This window comes from Parabacteroides faecalis (genome assembly GCF_022809355.1).
Taxonomy (GTDB): Bacteria; Bacteroidota; Bacteroidia; order Bacteroidales; family Tannerellaceae; genus Parabacteroides; species Parabacteroides faecalis.
In genome coordinates this window covers 36,833-61,920 of record NZ_JAKZMM010000007.1, presented here as the reverse complement: position 1 = coordinate 61,920, position 25,088 = coordinate 36,833, and the positions used below count along the sequence as shown (strand labels likewise).

Here is a 25,088-nt window from a genome sequence, read left to right as displayed (position 1 = left end):
TAAACTTGGTTGTTTTAAGCGGGCAGGGCTTTGACACCCCGCCCGGATTGGTTGTTATGACGCCCGGAACACAAAGCCGTCATCAAACCAGTAATCGCACATGAACAGGTCACGGGCAAACTGTTTGTAATCGAAATAGGTCTTTGCGAACTCCGGCAGGTCGTAACATTCCTCTACAATTTCATAGGCGAAATCTTCTTCATCGTCATATTCCCCTTGATATTCATCCCGGAAATCCCGTACAAGGTCGTCCGCATCTTCCTCGCCCAAATCATGGCTTTTATAGTTGCACCACACGAAAAAGGCTTCCTGCTCGGTGTCGCTCAAATCCTCCACCGCATCACGCAGGGCAAAGAAGTTTTCAGAAATCCAGCTTTCGTCGATTAAGCCCTCCGGCACGTTCTCCCAGTCCTGAAACATGTATTCCGCATCTTCCTCGTCCTTGTGAAGTTCCCGGCAGGCTTCATAAAATTCTTCCTTGTCCGAATAGTCCGAAAGGTCGAGCCATGCGCCGGACAATGAACCGTTGTTGTACTTGGCATAAGTGCCTACATAAACTTTTGCTTCCGATAATACCTTTGCTTCCATATTGCTGTAATTTTTAAGTTTTTAATTTTATGCGGATTTGAGAGGTGAGGGAGTTGAAGTTTCACTGAACTTTTTTCCTGTTTCCCGTAAATCCGACTTTTTTTTTATGCGTCTTCCGGTCGGGTCGGTCGTTTTCGTTTCACATAGGCGTAAAAGGGTAGTGTTTAGAGTTTGCAAGGTTTTGGGCAAAAAATACCTCGCAAGGCAGGGAAGATTTTTTCGCCAAACCGGAACGGCTCGACCTTGCAAAATCGTGAAGAACACGTAACTACCTTTGCCTATTGAAATGATTAAAACGACTGTCCCGGCTGGGGGACTGCGTAAGAGGAAGATTTACAGATAGGGAAACCGGGAAAAAGTGCCTGTTCTCTTTCATCTTTTAGGGAACACTCCATGCGGGCGGGAAAGGCAAGGGTATGGCAAGTTTACCTTGCGGTACGCTTGTGCGGGTTTCCAACGGCTCTTTTCACGAAATACAGTCAGCCATGCCACGCACGGCTGGCGTTTCGGGGAATGTGCCAGTTGGAAAAGGATATAAAAAATGCGGGTAGTCGGTGGACTGCCCGCAAGGTGGAAGAATGTACTTTATTGGGATATAGTTTGTTAGGCGGAATTTCGTTACCGAAATCGTTACCTATTCGTTTTTGTCACGGTTATAGGTAACGAAACCTACCGGACGGCGTTCTTTCTGTTGTTTCGACTGGCTTAGAAGCTGGGTAAGGGCTTGGTACAGTTCGTTGAACTGCGCATCGGTGCTTACCTCCAGTTCCTCGATGCGCCTTGACAGTTCCTCGTAACCGATTGCCATTTGGCGCATGAGGACAAAAGACCGCATGATTGAAATGTTTACTTCTATGGCTACTTTGGAGCGGAGAACCGAAGAAAGCATGGCTACGCCCTGCTCGGTGAAAGCCATAGGCATAGCAACGCCGAAGTTGTAATCAGGGGGTATCACATTTTGTGATACCCCTATGGATAACAGCAAGTTAGCTTCCTCTTGGGTGAGTACAAACATAAAATCACCCGGAAAACGCTCGATATTGCGCTTGACCGCCTGCTTCAAGGCTCGTGTTTCCACTTGGTAGAGTTCTGCCAAATGATAATCGAGCATCACCCGGCAACCTCTGACCTCAAAAATCTTGTTTTGGATAATCTGCAAATCCATAATCGTATATTTTAGGAGATTTAGCAATGTTGGAATAATAGTAAGGACTGGTCACAAATTGTGACCAGTTCCCAATAATCAAGATTACATGGCGACTTCCTTGTAAATCTTCTCGATGCCGACAAACTTCTTGTCAAGCCCCTGCATATCGCTGCCTATCTTGCTGTTGGTGATGCGGGCGTAGATTTGCGTGGTTTCTATGTTTGTGTGTCCCAGCATCTTGGACACCGTTTCAATGGGTACGCCCTTTGACAGCGTGGTGGTCGTGGCGAACGTGTGCCGGGCAAGGTGGAACGTCAGGTTCTTTTTAATACCGCATATATCGGCAATCTCTTTCAAGTAGGCGTTTAGCTTCTGATTGCTGATTACGGGAAGTATCTTGCCGTCCGGCAACTTGCCCTTGTACTTCTTCAAAATCATCTTGGGAATATCCAGCAGGGGAACATTCACGTCCGTATTCGTCTTTTGCCGCTTGGTGATTATCCAAAGGTTACCGTCAAAGGACTTTTGGATATTCTCCTGCCGCAAGTTGGCGACATCGCTGTAAGCCAAACCGCAGAAACAGGAAAAGACGAACAAGTCCCTGACGTGTTCCAGCCGTTCGGAAACCATTTTCTTTTTAAGGATGATTTTTATCTCGTCCTCTGTCAGATAACCCCTGTCCACTTTCTCCAGCCGGATTTTGTAGCTGGCGAACGGGTCGCCCACCAGTATGCCATTGTTACGGGCAATGATGATGATACGCTTGAAGAACTGCATGAACTTGGCGGTGGTGTTGTAGCCGCACTTGCAGGCGGTACGCAAATACAACTCAAAATCGGTAATGAACATCGGGCTTATCTCCTTTATGGATATGTCCGATACATTGTACTTGCTTTGGATAAATTCAGCGAGGTGGCGGCGGGTCACTTCATACTTGCGGTAGGTCGCTATCGTCTTGGATATGCCCACAAGCTGCTTCACATCGTCATTGTGCTTTTGGAACAATGAAAGGATTGTTTCGTGGCTCTCGCTATGACCTAAAAACTCGTTTTTCACTTTCTCGGCGGTCACGTAGTTGTCACGCCGCTGCATTTCGTGGTAAATGGTATTCAGGGAAGAACGTATGTCGTCCAAAAGGGCGTTTATCCTCCCGGCATCCCTGCCTTTGGCTTTGCCCGCAGCAATGCTCCAGTTGTCGGGCTGGATGCTCTGTTTCGTACTGAACTGGCAAAGTTTGCCGTCTATGGTGATGCGTGCCATAATCATAACCTCGCCGTTTTTCTTTTCAGAACCTTTCTTCAAATAAAAAAGAACCTTGAATGTCGATTTCATAACTCAAAATTTTTAGTTGCAAAATTAGTTTTTACCTCTCATTTTCGAGTTATGCAGACTATGGACTAATATAGTCATTATCAGGTCATTTATGGACAATTCGTTACCGTTTTTGTCCGGCAGGGAATAGGTAACGATTTAGTAACGAAACTTTGTCTTTTACCGTACTTTTGAAGTCTTGGAAGCAGGACTTTCGGGCAATAAAAAAAGCCACAAATCATTGATTTGTAGCTTTTTGTCCGTTTGCTGACCATTTCTGTCCAGCACGTTCAGCGGAGAGAGAGGGATTCGAACCCCCGGAACCTCTCAGTTCAACGGTTTTCAAGACCGCCGCAATCGACCACTCTGCCATCTCTCCAGTCGTTTCCAACATGTTTTGCAATTGTTTTGTTCTCAATTGCGGTGCAAAGGTAAGGATTATTTTCGAATCTGCAAATTTTTGAAGTATATTTTTCTAATTTTTTCTCTCTCCTTCATAATTCATGCATGGAAATAAACCTTACCCGAATTATATTTGTTACATTTGCAGAACGATAATAATTTCATTAATAAGTACTTTATGCACAAATTAAGAAGCTCGCTATTTATTTTGACTGTATGCGCCGCTTTCAGTTGTTCGATGTCAGCAAAAACAGATAAGGTGACTGAGAATGCGCCAAAGGCAGCAACCGAAACAACGACTTCGGCTGAAGGTGAAGTGATAAACATGACGAAAGCTGAATTCCTTACCAAAATATTCAATTACGAAAAGAATCCTAATAAATGGGTTTACGAAGGCAACAAACCGTGTATTATTGATTTTTATGCCGACTGGTGTGGACCTTGCAAGGCTGTTGCTCCTATTTTAAAGGAACTGGCAGCCGAATATAAAGGAAAAATCGTTATTTACAAGATTAATGTTGACAAAGAAAAGGAATTGGCCACAGCTTTTGGTATCAGAAGTATACCGACCATGCTGTTCGTTCCGCAAACAGGCGACCCGATGATATCACAAGGTGCGCTGCCGAAAGAAGAATTGGTAAAACAAATCGATAATTTCTTATTGAAGAAATAAACCAACAACGTATTGGCAAGGTTACAAGTCCGTTCTTATCAGGATCAAGAGGCTTGTAACCTTGCTTTTTTATATCCTGACAGTTCTTTGAACGGCAAGAATGAATACCTCTTTTTACGCATAAAAAAAGAGAGCATATCGACACATACGATATACTCTCCTTTTATTAAGCTTTTGCACGAATTATTCTGCGCTTTCAGCCGGTGCTTCTTCAGCAGTTGTTTCAGCAGCAGCTTCTGCTTGTTTTGCAGCTTCAGCAGCAGCCTTTTCAGCTTTCTTCTGAGCCAGAGCTTCAGCTTTTACTTTGTTTACTTCTTTTTCAGCTTCCAAACGAGCAGCTTTAGCAGCCTTAGCAGCTTCAGCGTCTTTGTTCTTGATAGCTTCGAAAGAAGCCTGCTTGTTCTGTTTCCATGCCTGGAACTTTTCTTCAGCCTTAGCTTCGTCGAACGCACCCTTCTTTACACCTTCCAATAAGTGTTTCTTCAAGCAAACACCTTCGCGAGAAAGAATGTTACGTGCTGTATCTGTTGGCTGAGCACCTACTTGCAACCAATACAAAGCTCTATCGAAGTTCAAATCTACTGTAGCAGGATTAGTGTTCGGATTATAAGAACCTATCCTTTCAATAAATCTTCCATCACGTGGAGCCCTGCTGTCTGCAACTACGATCTGATAAAAAGCATAACCTTTACGACCGTGTCTTTGTAATCTAATTCTTGTTGCCATTTGAAATAATAATTTTAATTAAGCTGTTTGTATTAGCATTTTGCGGGTGCAAAGATAATAAAATACTTTTGATACTACAATGTTTTATTTCATATTTTTCTGCTATTTATCCGGTTTTCAATCGGTTTCTCCTTTCATAATCGGGAACCGCATTCCGCGCTCTCCAAAAGTTTTCGTCTCCATCTCGTTACCCATAGACCGTTTCACCCGGGTGGGACGATCATTCCACCCTTGTGATACGATCGTTCCACATAGGTGATACGACCGTTCCACCTGGGTGAAACGGTAAAAAGTAAACGAAAATCAGGAATAAATCACTTGAAAAACAGATCTATACAATACAAATAAGATATTTCGCATTCTCCAAGTTGTATATGGATCCGATTGACATTCCGATACAACCTAAACCTAAGAGTTTCCCAATCGTATTTTTTCCGGAGATATTCCTTTATAAACAGGAATAATTTTGTAAGTTTGCCAGCAAATGAATCAAACATGCTAGATATAGAAAAAGATATTGCTATCCATCTTCAGGATCCGGAAAAGCGAAGAAAAGCTTTTTCGCAAGTAGTATCTTTGTATGGAGAGAAGTTGTACTGGCAAATCCGAAAAATGGTTCTTAACCACGATGATGCCGACGATTTGTTGCAGAATACATTCTTAAAAGCATGGACAAACCTCGATTATTTCAGAGGGGAAGCTAAAATATCCACCTGGCTTTTCAAAATTGCCATCAACGAATGTATTACGTTTCTGAACAAACAACGTACACAAAACAACATATCCATAGATGATACAGATGTATTCTTGCTCGAACGACTGAGAAGCGACGAATACTTTTGCGGTGATGACATCCAGCGAAAATTACAGGAAGCAATCGCCTTGTTGCCCGACAAGCAACGGCTTGTATTCAACATGAAATATTTTGATGACATGAAATACGAAGAAATGTCGGAAATTCTGGGTACATCGGTAGGAGCCCTCAAGGCATCTTATCACCATGCCGTCAAAAAAGTCGAGGAATATTTAACAAAAGATGTTTAAACCTTTGTCCCCGACAAGTGTCAATAGTAATATAAAAAATAAGAGAACAATGAAGATAGAAGACAATAATCTGAAAAACAAACTCAAGGAAAATCCGTTCAGCACACCGGAAGGATACCTGGAAGGATTGACAGATCGGATTATGAAACAAATTCCGGAAGAAACACATATTCCGGAAGCTCAACAAGTTTCTCTTCTGGATCGTCTGCGTCCATTCCTTTACATGGCAGCCATGTTTGCCGGCCTGGGATTATTCTTTAAAACGATTGCCCGCTTTGATTCAAGCCATACCGACGGACGAGATACGACATCGTTGCTCGTAAGATCCAGCATTCCTGCTGATTCTAAAATGATTGCTATCGAAGCTTCCTATGATGAAGATGAAGAATTCTTGCATTATCTGGAAAATCAATATACAGATGCTTTGATACAAGAATCTTTGGATGGAGAGGATCAGATAAAATAATTTGATGTATTAACTTTTTTTTACCAAAAGAAGAGCATGAATAAATTATTTGTTTATATATTTGCGATGTTTTCAGTAATGCAGGTCACAGAGGTGATCGCCCAACCTTCTCAACAGCATAAAGGCTTTGATCGGGGTGCTTACGAATCAAGAAAAAATGCATTTATTACGGCAGAACTAAAGCTGACGCCTGAAGAAGCAGCAGCATTCATTCCTCTGACAAATGAATTGGAACATAAAAAATTCGAAGCCAGTATGGAATGCCGGAAAATAAATCGGGAATTACGTAAGAAAGAATCGTCAACCGATCAGGATTTCAATCAAGCCATTGATGTTTGTTTGGAGGTGCATATGAAAGAAGCTGAGCTGGAAAAAGAATATTACGCTAAATTCAGGAAGATTCTTTCGCCAGAAAAGCTTTACAGATATAAGAATGCGGAAATGAAGTTTGCACGCATTTTTATGAAAGAAAGAAATAAGTAAAGATTTAATTAGATATTATCATTATTTGTGTTTTTTGTTTAGATTTAGTTTTGGCGTTTAATTTTAGGGAGGGGTAGCGACGTGATGTCGGTCCCCTTTTTTATTTATAACCCTTTTGCTTTCGCTTCGTTCCAAATTTCATCCATTTCGGCTAATGTCATTTCCTTCAGCGAACGACCTTGCTCTTTGGTCTTTTCTTCCAAATAATTGAATCTTCGGATAAACTTCAGATTTGTTCTTTCCAACGCATTATCCGGATTGATCTTATACAAACGGGCAGCGTTAATCAGACTGAAGAACAAATCACCGAATTCAGCTTCCATCTTGTCGGCATCCATCTTATTTATTTCAGCCTTCAGCTCATTAAACTCTTCGTTTACCTTATCCCATACCTGTTCGCGTTCTTCCCAATCAAATCCGATGTTACGAGCCTTATCTTGTATCCGGTAAGCTTTAACGATTGAAGGTAAGGAAGCCGGGACGCCACCCAATACGGTCTTATTTCCACCCTTCTCCTTCAATTTCAGCTGTTCCCAGTTTTGTTCTACCTTTCCGGCAGTATCTGCTTCTGCCGTTCCAAATACATGTGGATGACGAAAGATCAGCTTATCACACAGACTGTCGCAAACGTCTTTGATATCGAACTCACCTTTCTCGTCTCCAATCTTGGCATAAAAGACAATATGCAGCAACAAATCCCCCAGTTCTTTCTTGATATTCACCTCATCGTCGCGCATCAACGCTTCACAAAGTTCATACGTTTCCTCAATCGTATTGGTACGCAGACTTTCATTGGTCTGCTTACGGTCCCAAGGACACTTAACCCGCAATTCATCCAGAATATCCAGCAAACGGCCGAATGCTTCCAGCTTTTCACTTCTTGTACTATTCATATTGATTTGTTTTATAATATTTACGTGTATAAAAGCAAGAAAGGAGAACCGGTTGTTTTGGTTCTCCTCTCCTACTACCTCACTTATTTCGATTTAAATTGTTTCAATCCGTTTTCGAGGAACTGAATGTATAAAGAAACATCCTCGTTGAACGCATACGAAGGTCCGAGAGGTTTACCTTCGCCATCAAGCGTCACATAGAACGGCTGGGCGTTGGCTCCAAACTTACTTCGCTGCAGATAGCTCCATTTATCCCCTACCGTCTTCAACGTGCGCTTCTTGCCATTTTCCTCTATCTGGATAGGTTCAGGCAACTTCGTCTTGTCATCTACCATCAAAGTGATCAGCACATAATCCTTTTCCAGTAAATCCTTCACCCGAGCATCCGTCCAAACCGAAGCCTCCATCTTACGACAGTTGACACAACCATAACCAGAGAAGTCTATCATAACCGGTTTGTTATTCTTACGTGCGTATTCCATACCCAGCTCATAATCATCAAAAGCAGCATGAACTTCACTATCATACAAGTTAAAGTCCTGTGTATATAAAGGAGGAGCAAAAGCACTGATCGCCTTCAACGGAGCACCCCACAAACCAGGAATCATATAAATAGCAAACGCAAACGAGATGATTGACATAAACAGTCGTGGAACAGATACATATTTCAAATCACTGTCGTGACTGAACTTGATTTTACCCAACAGATAGAATCCGAGTAAAGCAAAGATGGCAATCCACAAAACGATAAAGACTTCACGATCAAGCAGACGCCAACCATAAGCCAAATCGGCCACCGACAAGAACTTCAAGGCCAAAGCCAACTCCAAGAAGCCCAAGACTACCTTGACAGAGTTTAACCAACCACCTGATTTCGGCATACTCTGCAACATATTCGGGAAGATGGCAAACAGACTAAACGGAATAGATAAGGCCAAAGCAAAACCGAACATTCCGATAGCCGGTCCGATAGCTGTACCCATAGAAGCCGCCTGTACCAATAGCGTACCGATAATCGGACCTGTACAAGAGAAGGAAACCAGTACCAAGGTAAACGACATGAAGAAGATACTGATAATACCTGTTGTAGAATCTGCCTTACTATCCAACTTATTAGTCCATGATGCCGGCAATACCAGTTCGAAAGCTCCAAAGAAAGAAAGCGCAAACAAAACCAACAACAGGAAGAAAATAATATTGAAGATGGCATTCGTCGATAAATCATTCAAGGCACTAGCTCCGAACAAACCTGTAATCAGCAAACCCATTACCAGATAAATCACAATAATAGAAACACCATACGTCATGGCATCCCGAATGGCTTTCTTCCGGTCTTTTGTCCGTTTCAAGAAGAAACTTACCGTCATCGGAATCATCGGCCAGACACAAGGAGTCAACAAAGCAACCAAACCGCCTAAGAATCCGGCAAAGAAAATAAACAACCAGCTAGTATCGGCAGCTGTAATTGTTGCATCTCCAAAAGCTTTCAGTTCATCAATCACCGGTTCCCACAAATCCGTATTTCCAACTGTTGTTGTCTTATTTGCAGTCTTGGTTGGAGCAACAGGCTTATTCTCTTCCGCTACCGGAGCTTGTTCTGCTGTTTCCTCAGAAGTATCTGCAACTAATGGTTCTTCAGGCTGAGTTTCACCTTTAGCAGCCAAGGCCGCCAAAGTCTTCTCTACATCTATATTTTTCTTGTCGAAAGAAAACTCTTCCTTTTCAGGAGGCAGACAGTTCTCGTCATTACAAGCCATGAACTCCACATAACCTTCCAATTTCAATCCTTTCGGATCTGTCACTTCGATCTTTTGTGTGAACGAAACATTCTTGGCAAACCACCGTAAATTCATATTGAACTGTTCATCAAATACGGTTGTCGCTTCTTTCGAAGCCACCGGATTACCAATTAATTTGGCACCTTCAAGGGTTTCGAATGCAAAAGACGTTGAAACCGGACCACCTTCAGGCAAATTCATATCATACAAATGCCAGCCATTATCGATGGTAGCCGTGAAGGTCAATGTCTTCTCGACTGATTCCGAATCGTCTAATTTAATTTTCCACTTGACAGGCGTCAAAATCTGAGCTTGTCCTAAACAGGCAACTAAAGTCAGCAGCCACAAACACAAAAATTTCTTCATAAATAATATGTATTTACCAGTTTTTACTTGTTAACGATTTGAATGAATCCGGAATACGTGTATCAAAACGCATTTCTTCGCCTGTTTCCGGATGTATAAAATACAAACGCTGTGCATGAAGCATCAAACGTCCTGTCGGATCTGTTTCCGCTCCATATTTATAATCACCCGCAATCGGATGTCCGATATATTCCATTTGCGCACGGATCTGATTCTTACGTCCGGTTTCCAGATTCAACTCCAGCAACGTATATTTATCATTCGTACGTAACACCTGATAACGCGTGATGGCTTCCTTACCGCCTTCGGCAACGACATAAACCCGAGCTTCTGCATTCTCCTGCAAGTTTGTCGTCAACAGATCCGAATCTTTTTCCGGACGTCCTTCCACGACTGCCACATACGTCCGTTCGGTAATCATCTCGTTCCAGTTAGCCTGCATCTTTTCCTGTACGGCACGTGTCTTTGCAAACATCATCAGTCCGGATGTTTCCCGATCCAAGCGGTGCAAGACAAATATCTTATTTCGAGGATCACTCTTCTTCAAATAATCACTTAGAATGTGATATGCCGTACGCTCACGAACCTTGGCTGTTGAAACAGAAAGCAAACCTTCTTTCTTATTGATGACAATTACAAAATCATCTTCATACACAATATTCAACAACTGATTATTAAAAGCAACTTTTCCTCGCTCATAACTGATTGTCACGACATCACCCGGTTTTAACGGAGTATCAAATTGCGTAGTCACGTTCTGGTTGACCAATATCTGACCGTGTCCTAACAAAGCCTTCACCGATGAGCGGCTCTGTTCTTTCAATAAATCAAACAAGAAAGGGAGTAACGTCGTTTCTTGTTCTATCGTAACATTTCTTCCACGCGGAGCTTTTCCCGCCTGTCTCGTTTTCTGGTAGCTAAAGCGTCTGTTCATATAATTTATATTCCAATATATCGTACAAAGATACGGGCATTTTTGCGATTTAAAAAATAATATGTTTCTTTGTATGTCAAAATCAATTAATAAGTTGAGAAGCTTATGAAAGGGAAGAACTATCTAAAATTACTATGTCTGTTCGCTTTGCTTCTTTGCAGCGGTCAAATGCAAGCCTTAGAAAAAAGACATTTGAATATTATATTCATCGGTAACAGCATTACATATGGAGCCGGTTTATCCGATCCGACTCACAATGCTCCTCCTGTTTATACAGCACTGTATTTAGGAAAACAACCGGGTATTGGCGAGGTAAAATACTCCAACCAAGGTGTTAGCGGTTGTACAACGGTCGATTACCTACCTGAAACCCAAACCCTGTTTACCCAAATGCAACAGGCTGCCGATCAGTTCAAAGACGAAGATTGGGCAACAATGGTCTTCTCTATCATGTTGGGTACAAACGACAGTGCCATCAAAGGCACACATGGCTGTCCGGTTTCACCTGAACAATACTATCAAAACATGGCAACTATCATCAATAAGCTGCTCGAACTTTATCCCGGATGCAAAGTTGTGCTGAACCGTCCTATCTGGTATAGTCCGAATACCTACAATGGCGCCATGTATTTGAAGGAAGGATTACTCCGCCTCCAATCTTATTATCCGGAAATCCAGAAACTGGTTGAATCCTATTCTCAGACAAACCCGGGACAAGTATTCTTGGGAGACACAGAAGGATTTGACTTCTTTAAAGAGAACTATGATAAATTTCAACACGAAGATGGTAATGCCGGCATATTCTTCTTACATCCGACCAAAGAAGGAGCCAAAGATTTGGGAGAATTATGGGGTAAAGCCATTTATAAAGCTATCAACCAATGAAAGAGCATAACAAGATCCAACAATTTATACAAGGATTAAGACTGATCATTGTTCAAAATCCGATAGAAGCATGTCTGGCATGTGTTTTTTTCATACTATGGAGTAGTCTGGAAAATTACGGAGGAGAGTTTATTCAAACCATATTGAGATACAGTCCGATGGTTTTCTTGGTCACCTGCATGTTGCATCACAAAACTTCAGGCTGGTTAAAGATACTATATTACATCAGTCCTTTATTACTGATACCATTTTACTGGGTAAACGAAAACATCTCTTTACGTTATATTTTCACATTTGGAGCGATACAACTCCTTTATATTCTATCCTTCAATAAGAAAGAGGACTCAGGTTTCATATACTCGTTATTAAACTATATCAAACTCATTGCCATTACGGTCTTTCTATCATCCGTTACCTGGAGTGTCTTGTTATCGATTTTGTTTTCTATCCGCTATATATTTGATATCTGGCAAGGATCGTCCGAACAGATAATCCAATATACACAAGCTTTCTCCTACGGATTGTTGGCGCCTTTGTTTTTTCTTCAGTTCAATTCCATGAAAGAAGAAACCAAAGAGACTTTCAGTTCTTTCTTGTCTTTCCTACTAAACTTCATCCTGTCTCCGGCTTTACTGATTTATAGTGGTATCTTATATTTGTATATAATCCGGATAGGACTTACCATGAATTTGCCCAAAGGACAGATAGCTTATCTGGTTACCGGATTTGTCGGGTTACTGTTCTTGCTGAAAGGTTGTCAGCCATTTCTGCGCCAACGATATTATGATTGGTTTTATCGGCATGCAAGTCTGATCTCTTTACCGACCCTGATACTTTGCTGGATTGGTATTTATTACCGCATTTCTCAGTATGGATTTACCATACCTCGTGTTTATCTGGTAGTAGTTGTCTTGCTATTGACTTTATTATCCCTATCTTTCTTTATCAAGAGAGCTTTCCATTATTATACAATTGCCTGGACAACAGTTATTGTTATAATGGGAATATCATACCTACCCGGTATTTCAATACAAGATATTGAGACATATTCTCAGGAAGGGCGAGATCATTCAGAGGATGGTTCATCAAGTAAAATCCAGTTTATTTCGATAGAAAGTGATGAACCAACCGATATTTCTCCTTATCATCAAGCCTATTTTATTAGCCCATACAAGAATGATGGGAATTACTTTCATTCCATTCATGACAGTCTATACATTTATATACAAGACAAATTAGTATTAAGCATAAGTTACTCTCAGCTGCTGCACCTCCAACTCTCAAAGGCTGGAATAAATTCTTTAGACTCTATTCCCGAAGAGAAGTATGCTTCTATGCTTGAATACACAACTGATTCAACAAAGTTAGTGTTCGAACAATTAAACATCCAACGCTCAGGCTCGTCATTACGGTTGACAGATGCCTATCCAAGATGCTATTTCATAAAATGAACTTGTGAAACTCAAAAACAATGAAGCAAACAAACAAATCTCTTTTTCGTGCAGAGAACGGAAAATCTTACTTGATTCCTTTTACTTTAATTACTTGTCTGTTTTTACTTTGGGGATTCGCCCATGGTCTGCTTGATGTACTGAATAAACATTTTCAGACAGCCTTCACCATGACCAAAGCAGAAAGCGGATTAGTACAATTCGTCACTTATATTGCCTATTTTCTAATGGCTTTGCCAGCAGGTAGCTTTATGAAACGATTCGGTTACAAACGAGGTATTATCTTTGGCTTACTATTATTTGCCTTAGGAGCCTTTTCTTTCATTCCCGCAGTAATGATACATTCGGCATCACCTTTCCTTATAGCTTTATTCATCATAGCCTGTGGATTGTGTATGCTTGAAACGGCTGCGAATCCCTATTCTACCGTACTTGGTCCTACGGAATCAGCAGCCCAACGTCTTAACTTATCCCAATCATTTAATGGTCTAGGTTGGATTTTAGGCCCATTCGTTGGAGGACTACTAATATTCGGGGCAGAACAAGGAGACCAATTTGCTTTAGCAAGACCCTACTTGTTAATAGGTACAATTGTCATTGTAGTAGCACTGATATTCTGCTTCATTCATTTGCCAGAAATAAAAGAAGAAATTATAGATGAAGCCTTTCCTGATGAGAAATCAACACTAAAGGAAATGACTCCAACGATCCCACTCTGGAAACGCAAACAATTTGTACGAGCCGTCATTGCCCAAGCATGCTATTGTGCAGCTCAAACAGGAATATTCAGTTTCTTTATCAACTATGTAACAGAAATAGATTCCAACATCAGTAATACACAAGCGACCCAATTCCTGGCATTCGGAGGAATGGCTTTGTTTATGTTCGGCAGATTAACCGGTAGTTTCACCATGAAATGGCTAAAACCCAACAGACTATTACGATTATATGCATTCCTCAGTATAATCTGTATGCTACTTGTCATTTCATCCATCGAAGGTATATCATTATATGCTCTATATTGTTCTTTCTTTTTCATGTCTATCATGTTTCCTACCATCTTTGCCTTAGGCTTGGAAGGTATGGGAAGTAAAACAAAGAAAGCTTCTTCATACCTTGTGATGAGTGTAGCAGGCGGAGCTTTTAGTCCCATCTTGATGGGACATATCGGAGAAAATCAAATGGCAATCGGTTTTATCATTCCTCTACTAGCCTTCTCCTACATATTATATTTTGCTTTTACGTGTAAAGATTAATCGATATATTATATAAACCTGTACAGACAAAAATAACAATACTAAAGCTCTTAACCAGAATATCCAATCAAAACAATAGGAATAAGTCACTAATATCCTATTCCAAAAAAGAAGAGAAGTTTCCTGTTCTTATAGAAACTTCTCTTCTTCTCAACCTTATTTTCCAGAGATTATCAAAATATACTTTCCCTGATCAGCAAAATTATCTTCTACTCTTATAAGAATATATTTCAATTCAAGATTTTGAGTAATTCATCTAATTTAGGAGCGATTATTATTTCTGTTCGGCGGTTTTTACTTCGCCCTTCTGTTGTCTCGTTATCTGCTACTGGCAAGTATTCTCCTCTACCTGAAGGAACAATTTGCATCGGGCTTACTCCATATTCTTTAGTTAATATCCGGACTACAGAGGTGGCACGGATCACGCTTAAATCCCAATTATCAGTAAAGCGAGCTGTATGAATTGGTTTCGTATCGGTATGTCCTTCTATATTCACGTCTACATCTTTCTGTTTATTCAAGACCTCTGCCAGTTTGGCCAAAGCTTCTTTGCCTCGTTTATCAACAGTAGCACTTCCTGACTGGAACAATAATTTGTCTGACATGGCCACATATATTTTCCCATTTTCCTCTCGCACACTCAATTCATCACTACTAAAGCCCATCAAGGCATCTTTTACACTTTTCAATATATTCTGAACCTTTTCATTCTGAGCATTGATCAAGTCTTGCAACTGATTGATCGTACGTTCACGTTCATCCAGCTCTTGCATTTTCTTTGTCAACAACTCATTTAGTTTATCCTGTTCGCCCAGATTCGTATTCAACATCTCCCGATAACTGCGGATATTCCGACGCATATCTGCCGTATCTCGCATCAATTGCGTTAATCTGGCAGACAACTGATCATTTTCATCCCGACAATCTACCAATTGCTTTTTCAGTGTCTCTTCACGCTGTAAAGCTTCTAACCGACCATTTTCTGCTAATAGATACTTTTTCTTCGTAACACACGACGTTGAACCTAGCAATAGTAAAACAGCCACAAAACAACCATACTTTTTCATAGGATAAATATTAAATTCAACTGATGCGAAAATAATAATAATTTCAAGTTTACCCGTAGAAATAAACATAAAAAAAGCGATGAAATAATCATCGCTTCTAATAAATAGTAAATTGCTTCATTTAAGAAAATATCTCATTATAACTTGAGGCTGGAATATTCATCGTCTGTTTATTCAAATCAAACTGTTTAGTCTTTTTATTCCACATGCCATAAGTTGATTCAATATTTTGCTTTTTATCGTCGTATGTATAATTTGTCTGATAGAACGGAAGCCATTTCCCTTCGTTTTCACTCCAACGGTAAGCTTTCTTTACAGCCACTTTACCGGCTTCATTATAGACAAATTCATATTTGACTTGTTTATCCAACATTCCATTATCAGCTTGCAAAAAAATAGTTTTAGAAGTAATCAAACCATTTTCTTCCTTTGTGTCATATAAATAATTTCGAGGAGAAGCTGCATTTGCAACCAAACCACAGGCGAATGTTAATGCTAATGTAATAATGCTTTTTGAAAAAGATTGAGTTTTCATATCTTACTTTTGTTTTATAGGTTGTTTTATTTTGACACTGCAAAGATGCATACGTTTTTCCTTATTACCAAATAATAATTGACAAAATGATAGAATAAACTACTTATTTAACCTTTATTAATTATACTCAAAGAGGATATTATCAATATAAGATATTTATACTTACATATTGATAGTTATAATTTATCATCAAAGATTATATTTTAGCTTATAATTCAACAAGTATCACGAAATATAAGAAAGAAAAGAAGCTTTTTACTACTGAAAACTTACAAACAAGTTATAAATCATAAGGCGTAAGGTTAACCTCAAGCTAAAGGGAGAAAAACACCAAGTAAGATCCTATCATACCTCTAAAATGAATCTCGTTACTTTTACAATCAATTCCAATGAGTTTTATCATCAATTCTCTAAGGTTTCATTTTTCATATCTACGTATATCATTTACCTTTTTCCGCACACGAGGAATCACAAACAGACTATATTCTCTATGAACGACAAAAGGCCACCTTGGATAACTCCAAGATGACCTTATATTTTTAAGCCTATAAAGGCCCTACCAGTACTTCCTTTAAATTAATAAAAACGGATACGGTTATCTTCTACATCGGCTTTATTCACCAAAGACTGGATTGCCTGATAAGAGAACCGATAAGCATTTGTAGCATCCAATGAACGAACCACATCTGCTTCATTATATTCTTTGCTGTCTGTATTTTCAGCTATTACTTTAAACACATATACACCATTATTTCCTTTTACAGGTGCACTCAATTGATCTACTTTAGCTAAAGATACAGCTGCATTCATATTCGGTTCAACACCGATTCCGGAAATACGACGTGTTCCAAAAGATACGAACTTAACACTGTCTACTGAAGTATTCATCGCCTGTGCATAAGCATCCAAAGAAGTCAAATTCTTAGCTGTCAAATCAGCAACGATCTTATCCCCTTTCTTTTGAGCGGCCAATTCTGCTTTCAAGGAAGGTGCTACAACTTCAATCGGAGTATAACCCTTCGGAATACTTTTTTCGATAGCAGCTATCACAAACTTGTCATCGCATTCAAAAATTTCAGAAACACTTCCATTTTCATTCTGGAAAGCCCAACGAATGACAGGTCGAGAACTCTTAATTGAACCTAATACTTGATTATCCGGAGTAATAGAAACATTAGAAATTACATTGTATCCAGCTGATTTAGCGGCTGTATCCAATTTTGCAATATCCCGATTCTTAGAAATAAACTGATTTAATTCATTATAAATATTGCTATAAGTCTTAGAACTTGGAGATACCGTCATATCGATATCAGCAACTTTATACTTAGCAACATCAGCTGTCTTCTCTGTTACTTTCACCAAATGGGTTCCATACATTGATTTTACAACTGATACTTGATTTACCGGAGTTGAGAAGATAGCATTTTTGAATTCCTCATTGACACCTCTCAAAGCAGTTGCTTCAGTAAACCAACCTAATTCTCCTCCATTCTCAGCTGCCTGATCAGCAGAGAACTTCTTAGCTAATTCAGCGAAATCTGCTCCACCTTTGATTTCATTCATCAAACTATCAGCCAATACTTTTGTTCTTTCTTCTGTTTGACCAGCCAACATAATATGACTTACTTTTACAGAGTCTGGAGCTGTAGTCTTGGCTACAAGTTTAAACATTCTGTATTTATCGTTTTCAAATACCGGTCCATATACTGCACCGACTTCTGCCGTAGTGGCAAACTGCTTCAATTCAGGATCAAAAGCCTTGTCAGTAAAGAAAACATCCATATAAGGTACTTCTGAATTTTCATTAACAATGTCTGCTACGTTCTGACTTGTTGTAAATTCAGATTTCAAAGATTCGATATCTTGTTGAGCATTGTTATAATCTTCCTGGCTAGGACGAATGTCTACAGACAAATACTTAATAACCTTTGTTTCTTTCTGCTTATACAGATCTTTACGCTGATTGTACAGCTTTTCAATTTCACTCTTGCTTACTTCAATGGTTGAATCAGGTATAGATGAATAAGATTGCATTGCATATACAATGTTAGCATTCTTGGCATTTTCATCAAATGATTCTTTGGCATCCAACTTATTCGCAGAAACAGCCTTTGCCAATAAAGTAGTAAACTTCTGTTCCAAACGCTGACGCTTGATATTCTTTTCCCAGAACAACCAGAAATTACGAGCTTTGATCAATTGATCCTGCTGTTCAGCCGGCATACTTGCAATATTATCGTTGTCAATCGTCTTCAAGAAATTTAATAATGCATTTCTATCAAATGCACCAGTCTGTGGATTGACAAACATTTGCATCTGCTGAATCATCGGAGAAATATTTTCACCTTGAACCATATCAAATAACTCTTCAGGAGATACTTCCATTCCGATTTTCTCAGTTTCTTCACCTAAGACAATGTCTTGCACCATGGCATCAAACACACTCTGACGGATCTGAGTCAAATACTCTTCAGGTAAACTTGTAGATCCCGTCTGCATTTTATACATTTCGGTCATTTCATCTACACGAGCCTGATAATCATGAATACTAATTACCTCACCGTTAATTTCACCAACACGCTCCTGTGTTTGTCTAAAATAGGTTGAACCTGAGTTCAAAAAGTCTCCAATGATAAAAGCGAACAACGCTAATCCCACAACAAGGACCAGCAGTCCAGCTTTGCTTCTAATTTTTTCTAGCGTAGCCATTTATCTTATTTTATTTTTAAAGTTTATATCTATCTTTTTAGCATTTTCAATTTAAGAGCACGAAGATACGAAAAAAAGGACATGCAACATCATTTTACTCATTTTTTTTCACTTATACACGAACTTTCATCCGTACCAACTCTATTTTAGTCGCTGTAGCCTTAACGATTTTAAAAGTATATTTACCGTATTCTATGGATTCATTCAACTTCGGAAATTTCTGGTAATAATGGAGAATCAAGCCGGCAATTGTTACGTAATCATCTGATTCCGGCAAATCCAATCCAAACATTTCATTTAAGGTATCTATTTCCATACGACCAGATAATAAATATTCATTTTCAGAGACTTTACGGGCAACTTCTCTTTTCATATCATGTTCATCTTCTATCTCGCCAAAAATCTCTTCCACCAAATCTTCCAATGTGACGATACCAGATGTACCACCAAATTCATCCACGACGACAGCCAAGCTTTTCTTTTCTTGCATTAAAACACGCATCAATTTATTAGCCGCCATAGTCTCGGGGACTATAGAAACCTTACAAAGCTGTTCCAACCAATTATTAGGATGTTTAAATAACTCCGAAGAATGTATATATCCTATTATATTATCAATATTCTCATCATAGATAAGGATTTTGGAAAGTCCCGTTTCAATAAAGCGGGAACGAAGTTCATCCGTCGAAACCTCTTTATCACAAGCGACGATTTCTGTTCTGGGTACAATACAATCACGAACCTTCACATTTGAAAACTCAAGAGCATTCTGAAAAATCTTGACTTCCGTATCCATTTCCGAATCCTGTGGTGCATCTTCAATACTTTGCTGAATGAAATAATCCAAATCCACTTTACCCAAAGTATAAACACCTGAGTCTTTCAAGTTTTTTACACCCGCAATTCTCAATATCAGAAAAGACAATAAAGAAGAGAACTTCGAGATGGGATATAAAAGTATATATATAAGGTATAGAGGGAGAGCAAAAAGACGCAAGAAAAAGTTAGGATCAATTTTAAAGATCGTTTTAGGTATAAACTCTCCCGTAAATAATATCAGTATGGTAGAAATTATCGATTGAATTAAGACAATCAAGGCTTCTTGATCAACGAATTGAGCAATCCAGGGTTCAAGTAAAATGGCCATTTGCAAACCATATACAACCAATGCGATGTTATTACCCACCAACATTGTCGAAATGAATTGATTCGGATTATGGAAAAAAACATCCAATATTTTACTTGTCAAACTTTTATCCTTCTTATCCAATTCAAAACGCAACTTATTGGCAGAGACATACGATATTTCCATCCCTGAGAAAAAGGCAGAAAAAGCTAATGATACTAATATATTGAATAATATTTCCACTCTTATTTCATTTTTAAAGAATCAACAGCCAAACACCTTTCCATTTGAACAGAATCTGTTGGCGATTGAGGAGTATCTTCTACAGGAAATTCTCCCTGAGAATTAAAAATCTTATAACGCGTCATATTTTGATTCGATTCAAATCCAACACCCGTAATAATCTGTTCTTCCTGCTGAATCCGAATATATTTTTCTGAATAAACTTTCTCTTTTTTCTGATCCCAAAACAATTCGGAAGTATCAAACCTCTCCCCTTGCAGACTTTCTACTTCAACATTTCCAATCAAATGCCACAAGCCTTTTTTATCAAAATAATAAGCTGTATCCGCTTTAATACTTGCCTCTGAATGGAACAAGGTATCAAATTTTTCCACATAAATACCCTCAGGAAAATACCAATATGGTTCTTTTGCTTTACCAAAAACGATCCATTCAGCAGCTTCTATCCGGTAACGTGTTATTCCAGAATCTGATATCAGCGTGTTAACCTGAGTAGCTTTCATGGTATAACTTTTTTCAGGATCATACGTCGCATTAACGACATCCTTAGTTTCTTTAGAACAAGAAACTGTAAACGAAAGAAGCATAACAACTACCATTGAGATAGTTGTTATGCTTGAAATATTTGTCACACGTATAAAACGTTCCAACATATATAATTATCTAACAACGGTTGATTCTCCAATCCAACCACCAATTGTAAATGATTTACCCTTTTCCAAATCCGGGTGCATAAATACTTCTTCTGTAGAAGGAAGGTGAGCACTGTAAGAAGAGATCAAGCTACTAGCTTCTTCTGCACAGCTTGCATCAACCGATTTAGCTTTCTGGAATTTATCAATAGCAGCATAATATACGGCTCTTGCCAACACCGGATCATTTGGATAAACACTCTTAGATGTTGCAGCATACATTTTACCAATCAACAAATAAGGTGCACCATAATTAGCATTCAAAGAAATAGCCTGACGACAATATTCTCTTGCCTTAGAATAGTTCTTCTGATCAAATGTCAACAGAGCAATCATATAATAGTCTTCAGCTTTAGTAGCAGCATCACTTTCCATATTAGCAGCTTCTTCAAAGAACTTGATAGCAGTTTCGTAATCCTGTTTCTTTACAGCCTGTTTTGCCAAGCCCATTGCAGATTCTGCAGTCGGTTCAATAGCATGAGCATATCCTGAAGCAGCAAAATAAGCTTCAATTTCCTGACAACGAGATTTACGCAACAATGCAATTGTCTGCTTCAAGAAATCCAAGTTTGTCTTATTTTCTTCAATCTTTGATGCATATACATTCTGCAAAGTCTCACAGTCTGCAGCTCCACTGTTTGCAAAACCTGTTTCCACAGCTGTTTGATAAGCCTTTAATGTCTTCAATTCCTTTTCATTATTTGCAGCTTCTGCAACCTTAATCTGAGCATCAATGATACTTGCAGCTTTCAAATAATCTTGAATGTATTGATCTTTGAAATTAGGATCAGCCTGCATTTTACGCAAAGAAGCAAACATAAAATAAGAAACAGCCTTTACTTCACATTTGTCACCTTTTTCGTCAATTGCTGACTTTGTCCAATCATACAATGCATTCGCATCCAAATTGTCTCCAGCATATTTTACATAATCTTCAGCCTTGTTTCCTATGATCCAATCTTTACCATACTTACGATCATTTCCAAAGTATTTGATACGTTTATCATAAACTGTCATCAAATCATTTACCAGCTGAGCTTTCTTAGCAGGATCTTTTTCGTTTTCAATCTGCCAAGAAACGATTCGTACACCATACAAATAAAGGTCCTTCGTAGATGCCGGACATTCATTGTAAGCAATCTTCCAAAATTCTAAGGCGTCTTTAAAATTACCACCTTTTGCATAAGGTACAAACAAGCTAATGTTAGTGATACAGCGTACACTGTCTTCACCAGATCCAAACTGAGTTCCATTGTCCACCCCTTTTTGGGCGTATGCTCCCAATGTTCCCATTGTACAGCCAAGAGCTAATAATAATACTTTGATCTTCATATCTATTTTTCAATTAAAGTTAACTATATTATTAATCCAATTTAAATTTAAAGAACCAACGTTCATTAAATGTATAATTCACCGTCACGCGAAAATATTGTTCATCAATCATAGATACATGCTCCGGTTTGACTTTAACATATTCAAACGAAACATTCACTATTGAACGATTGTCAATCAACGGCAATCCCAAACCTAGGCTTGCGCCATATTCTTTATAACCGTATCCCTTATTTCCGTTCTCCTCAGACTGATTCACTCTTATATAAGAATCGCCATAATGAAAACCTGCACGATAACGAATACGATTAAAGTAATTTTTAGCTCTTGCATTAGGTTCATACTGAGCACCGATAGCAAAACGTGTACGATTCTGGAATGTTTTTTCTCCCATAAAGCTTGCATTACTCCAATCTTCATATAAGAAATCGGCAGCCAACAACAGCTTATCTATTTTCATATAAGACAAACCAACTCCAAAAGAATTAGGCAAATCATAACGAAGCCCCTGAATTGTATCTGTAGAAGATTCAATCACAGAAGTTCCAGAACTAGTCACACTTAACTTCTCAATTGTATCATAAGTTTTCACGCCCAATTGATTTGACGGAGAATAAGTTAATCCTAAAGTCACACTTTCCGTAGCACTCAGAGGATGTGTATACTGCAAACCAAAATCCATCTTCATATCTCTCACCTTCATCTGACGAATACGCTGATTCATATAAGGTGAAGAAGAAGAATTATCATTCGACGAAAAAGCTAAATACTGCGAGTGATTTATATTACCAAACAAGAAACCGAAGTTCGCTCCAACAGCCAAACGCTTCTTCCATATATCTATAGACAAACCTCCATAGAGATCGTTTAATCCACCTGTTCCTGAATAAGTATTCTGATAAGTTTCATCTCCAATAGTTGAAACTTCTCCAAACTTATAACCAACAAACGAGTATGGTAATAACCCGGCACTCATTGCCAACCATCTGGTTATAGGGAACTGCAGAGCTATATACTCTAAATTACCACTCAGATGATTGTACTGATTCGATTGATCTTTAAACGAGGATGCTTTCATTGACGCTCCAAAATCGAAGATAAAGGTCAAAGAATCCATACAACTATAAGATGCAGGGTTCATCGGATTTATTTGTTCAGGAGAACGCAATCCTATCCCTACACCTCCCATTGCACGGCCAGCCCCAAAAGAACGATCAGCTATTTCTCCAAATCCAAAACGAGTATATGGAGATGCTGTATTGTTTTGGCCCCAAACCGACAATTGAGTCAACAACAAAACTCCCGACAAAATAAACTTTTCAATTTTCAACATTGTACTCTAAGATTCTATTTAATCCTGTCAACACTAAATTAATGTCTGCAAAGATGAAGTTTTTTAACCGGCTTTCAAAATAAAACGAATGTCCACCCGTTAAAAAAACCAAAACATCAGAATATAATTCTTTTGCTTTATCAATATACCCATCCATTTCAAACACTATGCCATTCACCACACCGGCCCGGATAGCATCTTCCGTACAAGTTCCCCAACAAGGAACCTCTTCCCTCTCATTTACCAGAGGTAACTTTTTAGTATAATCATTCAAAGCCTTGAACCGCGTTGTCATACCCGGAGATATATTTCCACCCAAATATGAACCGGAAGCTTCCAATAATTCATAAGTAATACACGTTCCCGCATCGATAATCAGAATGTTCCGATTCGGCTGAAGGTAGTAAGCACCCACAACAGCCGCAATGCGATCCTTTCCCAATGTATGAGGTGTTTTATATTTGATAGTGATAGGTAATCGAACATCGTTATCAAAATAAATAAAACAAGAAAGACACTCCTTTAAATAAGCTATTAAATCTTCATCCACATCGGCAACTGTCGAATATATACCTTTGTCTAACGAATAAACATCAAACAACGGCTTTAACTTACTCTTATCAAAAGTTTTATACACAAAAGATGCTTTTAAATTACCTTCTGCATAGATAGCCACCTTCGTAGATGTGTTTCCTTGTTCTATGATTAAATTCACCTCAAAATGATATTTTTCGCAAAGGAAAACAAAATTCATGAAATAAGCTCCATTCTTTTCGTTTTTCTTTCGTATTTACACCAAATTCTTATTTCACCGCATCTATTTACTCCTCACCATAGACACAAAGGGCCACTTTTTTACGATCCGTCTGTACCGTTTCAAATTCAGACGAGACACTATTACTACCCATAGGAACCTTTTCATTTCTGAATTCCATCTGACTGTATACAATGCTTCTTGCTGATGTATGAAACTCTACAGCACCAGTCTCACGTGCAATCTGAACTATATTGGTATCTCTCACGCCACAACCCGGCATAATAATAATTCGTCCGGCAGCTTTTTCTACAAGTTCTTTAATCAAAGGAATACCTTTAACGGCATCTGATTGTTGTCCAGATGTCAAAATCCGATCACATCCTAACGCTATCAACTCCTCCAACGCCTTAAACGGATCACGACAAACATCGAATGCCCTATGACAGGTTACAGATAAAGGTTTGGCTGCTTCTATCAATTTCTGCATCAAAGGGACATCAATGTCTCCTTCTTTCGTCAAGCACCCAAATACGACACCATGAACACCCAGCTGCTTACACAATTCAATATCCAACAACATTGAATTTATCTCAGCTTCCGTATATAAAAAGTCACCACCCCGAGGGCGAATAATTACATTAATATCTATCAGGGAAGTCAATCGCTTTGCCATGACTATCTCCCCATAACTAGGAGTAGTTCCTCCCTCTGGAATACCAGCACACAATTCTACTCTAGAAGCACCTCCTGCTTCAGCTTCCACGCAACTTTGTGCTGAATTGGCGCATATTTCTATAATACGTTTCATTCCTTCTAAAAACTTAAATCCTTTGGTTAAATCCCAATGCTATTTATTCTGCAATACATCCTACAAAGATACAATCCTTT

Annotated in this window: 23 protein-coding genes and 1 tRNA gene; 7 read left to right on the top strand and 17 right to left on the bottom strand. The window is 39.0% G+C overall.

Annotated features, from left to right (window positions below; translation table 11 throughout):
* Positions 1–54 precede the first annotated feature (54 nt).
* The 4 genes from MUN53_RS03990 to MUN53_RS03975 all read right to left on the bottom strand — a co-directional run bounded on the left by MUN53_RS03990 (position 55) and on the right by MUN53_RS03975 (position 3,425).
* The gene (locus MUN53_RS03990) at positions 55–588 is read right to left on the bottom strand and encodes an antirestriction protein ArdA (RefSeq protein ID WP_008648490.1); all 534 of its coding nucleotides are present in this window, start codon (positions 586–588) and stop codon (positions 55–57) included.
* 634 nt (positions 589–1,222) lie between these two features.
* Positions 1,223–1,753 carry an ORF6N domain-containing protein gene (locus MUN53_RS03985; RefSeq protein ID WP_008648491.1) on the bottom strand — a complete coding sequence of 177 codons (531 nt, stop codon included), beginning with the start codon at positions 1,751–1,753 and terminating at the stop codon, positions 1,223–1,225.
* Between the two features lie 84 nt (positions 1,754–1,837).
* Positions 1,838–3,067, bottom strand: a complete 1,230-nt coding sequence (locus tag MUN53_RS03980) for a site-specific integrase (RefSeq protein WP_008648492.1) — start codon at positions 3,065–3,067, stop codon at positions 1,838–1,840.
* A gap of 273 nt (positions 3,068–3,340) precedes the next feature.
* Positions 3,341–3,425, bottom strand: a tRNA-Ser gene (locus MUN53_RS03975).
* 201 nt (positions 3,426–3,626) lie between these two features.
* Between MUN53_RS03975 and trxA the strand changes: the two genes are divergently transcribed.
* On the top strand, positions 3,627–4,121 hold the full coding sequence (gene trxA, locus MUN53_RS03970; protein ID WP_243323527.1) for a thioredoxin: 495 nt from the start codon (positions 3,627–3,629) through the stop codon (positions 4,119–4,121).
* 183 nt (positions 4,122–4,304) lie between these two features.
* On the opposite strand, the gene MUN53_RS03965 is transcribed toward trxA, so the two are convergent.
* Positions 4,305–4,847: a 30S ribosomal protein S16 gene (locus MUN53_RS03965; RefSeq protein WP_243323526.1), complete on the bottom strand. Its 543-nt coding sequence runs from the start codon at positions 4,845–4,847 to the stop codon at positions 4,305–4,307.
* 495 nt (positions 4,848–5,342) lie between these two features.
* Here MUN53_RS03965 and MUN53_RS03960 point away from each other — a divergent pair, with 495 nt between their 5' ends.
* Genes MUN53_RS03960 through MUN53_RS03950 form a run of 3 tightly spaced genes read left to right on the top strand, consistent with a single transcriptional unit; the run spans position 5,343 to position 6,840 of the window.
* Positions 5,343–5,891 carry an RNA polymerase sigma factor gene (locus MUN53_RS03960; protein WP_243323525.1) on the top strand — a complete coding sequence of 183 codons (549 nt, stop codon included), beginning with the start codon at positions 5,343–5,345 and terminating at the stop codon, positions 5,889–5,891.
* A gap of 49 nt (positions 5,892–5,940) precedes the next feature.
* Positions 5,941–6,357, top strand: coding sequence for a hypothetical protein (locus tag MUN53_RS03955; protein ID WP_243323524.1), 417 nt, complete (start codon positions 5,941–5,943; stop codon positions 6,355–6,357).
* Between the two features lie 36 nt (positions 6,358–6,393).
* On the top strand, positions 6,394–6,840 hold the full coding sequence (locus tag MUN53_RS03950) for a hypothetical protein (RefSeq protein ID WP_243323522.1): 447 nt from the start codon (positions 6,394–6,396) through the stop codon (positions 6,838–6,840).
* 104 nt (positions 6,841–6,944) lie between these two features.
* Here MUN53_RS03950 and mazG read toward each other — a convergent pair whose 3' ends face one another.
* From mazG to MUN53_RS03935, 3 genes are all read right to left on the bottom strand, one after another.
* The gene (mazG, locus tag MUN53_RS03945) at positions 6,945–7,733 is read right to left on the bottom strand and encodes a nucleoside triphosphate pyrophosphohydrolase (protein WP_243323520.1); all 789 of its coding nucleotides are present in this window, start codon (positions 7,731–7,733) and stop codon (positions 6,945–6,947) included.
* An 83-nt stretch (positions 7,734–7,816) separates the two neighbouring features.
* Entirely contained in the window at positions 7,817–9,877 is a 2,061-nt protein-coding gene (locus tag MUN53_RS03940) for a protein-disulfide reductase DsbD family protein (RefSeq protein ID WP_243323519.1), read from the bottom strand.
* A gap of 13 nt (positions 9,878–9,890) precedes the next feature.
* Positions 9,891–10,811: an RluA family pseudouridine synthase gene (locus MUN53_RS03935; RefSeq protein WP_243323517.1), complete on the bottom strand. Its 921-nt coding sequence runs from the start codon at positions 10,809–10,811 to the stop codon at positions 9,891–9,893.
* 168 nt (positions 10,812–10,979) lie between these two features.
* Between MUN53_RS03935 and MUN53_RS03930 the strand changes: the two genes are divergently transcribed.
* The 3 genes from MUN53_RS03930 to MUN53_RS03920 are packed head-to-tail and all read left to right on the top strand — an operon-like array spanning position 10,980 to position 14,403.
* The gene (locus tag MUN53_RS03930; RefSeq protein WP_243323560.1) at positions 10,980–11,696 is read left to right on the top strand and encodes an SGNH/GDSL hydrolase family protein; all 717 of its coding nucleotides are present in this window, start codon (positions 10,980–10,982) and stop codon (positions 11,694–11,696) included.
* Positions 11,693–13,147, top strand: coding sequence for a DUF4153 domain-containing protein (locus MUN53_RS03925; RefSeq protein ID WP_243323516.1), 1,455 nt, complete (start codon positions 11,693–11,695; stop codon positions 13,145–13,147). Before MUN53_RS03930 ends, MUN53_RS03925 begins: the two co-directional genes overlap by 4 nt.
* Positions 13,148–13,167: 20 nt before the next feature.
* Entirely contained in the window at positions 13,168–14,403 is a 1,236-nt protein-coding gene (locus MUN53_RS03920) for a sugar MFS transporter (protein WP_243323515.1), read from the top strand.
* 230 nt (positions 14,404–14,633) lie between these two features.
* On the opposite strand, the gene MUN53_RS03915 is transcribed toward MUN53_RS03920, so the two are convergent.
* From MUN53_RS03915 to MUN53_RS03875, 9 genes are all read right to left on the bottom strand, one after another.
* Positions 14,634–15,470 carry an OmpA/MotB family protein gene (locus tag MUN53_RS03915; protein ID WP_243323514.1) on the bottom strand — a complete coding sequence of 279 codons (837 nt, stop codon included), beginning with the start codon at positions 15,468–15,470 and terminating at the stop codon, positions 14,634–14,636.
* A gap of 121 nt (positions 15,471–15,591) precedes the next feature.
* Positions 15,592–16,005: a DUF3836 domain-containing protein gene (locus MUN53_RS03910; protein ID WP_022455698.1), complete on the bottom strand. Its 414-nt coding sequence runs from the start codon at positions 16,003–16,005 to the stop codon at positions 15,592–15,594.
* Between the two features lie 576 nt (positions 16,006–16,581).
* Positions 16,582–18,717, bottom strand: coding sequence for a peptidylprolyl isomerase (locus MUN53_RS03905; RefSeq protein WP_022455699.1), 2,136 nt, complete (start codon positions 18,715–18,717; stop codon positions 16,582–16,584).
* 112 nt (positions 18,718–18,829) lie between these two features.
* The gene (locus MUN53_RS03900; protein ID WP_243323513.1) at positions 18,830–20,086 is read right to left on the bottom strand and encodes a hemolysin family protein; all 1,257 of its coding nucleotides are present in this window, start codon (positions 20,084–20,086) and stop codon (positions 18,830–18,832) included.
* 2 nt (positions 20,087–20,088) lie between these two features.
* The gene (gene lptC, locus MUN53_RS03895) at positions 20,089–20,685 is read right to left on the bottom strand and encodes an LPS export ABC transporter periplasmic protein LptC (RefSeq protein ID WP_394803034.1); all 597 of its coding nucleotides are present in this window, start codon (positions 20,683–20,685) and stop codon (positions 20,089–20,091) included.
* A gap of 60 nt (positions 20,686–20,745) precedes the next feature.
* Entirely contained in the window at positions 20,746–22,110 is a 1,365-nt protein-coding gene (locus MUN53_RS03890) for a tetratricopeptide repeat protein (protein ID WP_243323511.1), read from the bottom strand.
* 31 nt (positions 22,111–22,141) lie between these two features.
* Positions 22,142–23,443 (bottom strand): hypothetical protein, encoded by a 1,302-nt coding sequence (locus MUN53_RS03885; RefSeq protein ID WP_243323509.1) that lies wholly within the window; start codon positions 23,441–23,443, stop codon positions 22,142–22,144.
* Positions 23,430–24,197: a type III pantothenate kinase gene (locus tag MUN53_RS03880; protein ID WP_245406144.1), complete on the bottom strand. Its 768-nt coding sequence runs from the start codon at positions 24,195–24,197 to the stop codon at positions 23,430–23,432. The genes MUN53_RS03885 and MUN53_RS03880 overlap by 14 nt, the downstream gene beginning before the upstream one ends.
* Positions 24,198–24,264: 67 nt before the next feature.
* Complete coding sequence (locus MUN53_RS03875; protein ID WP_243323507.1) at positions 24,265–25,008, bottom strand: copper homeostasis protein CutC; 744 nt, start codon at positions 25,006–25,008, stop codon at positions 24,265–24,267.
* Positions 25,009–25,088: the final 80 nt, after the last annotated feature.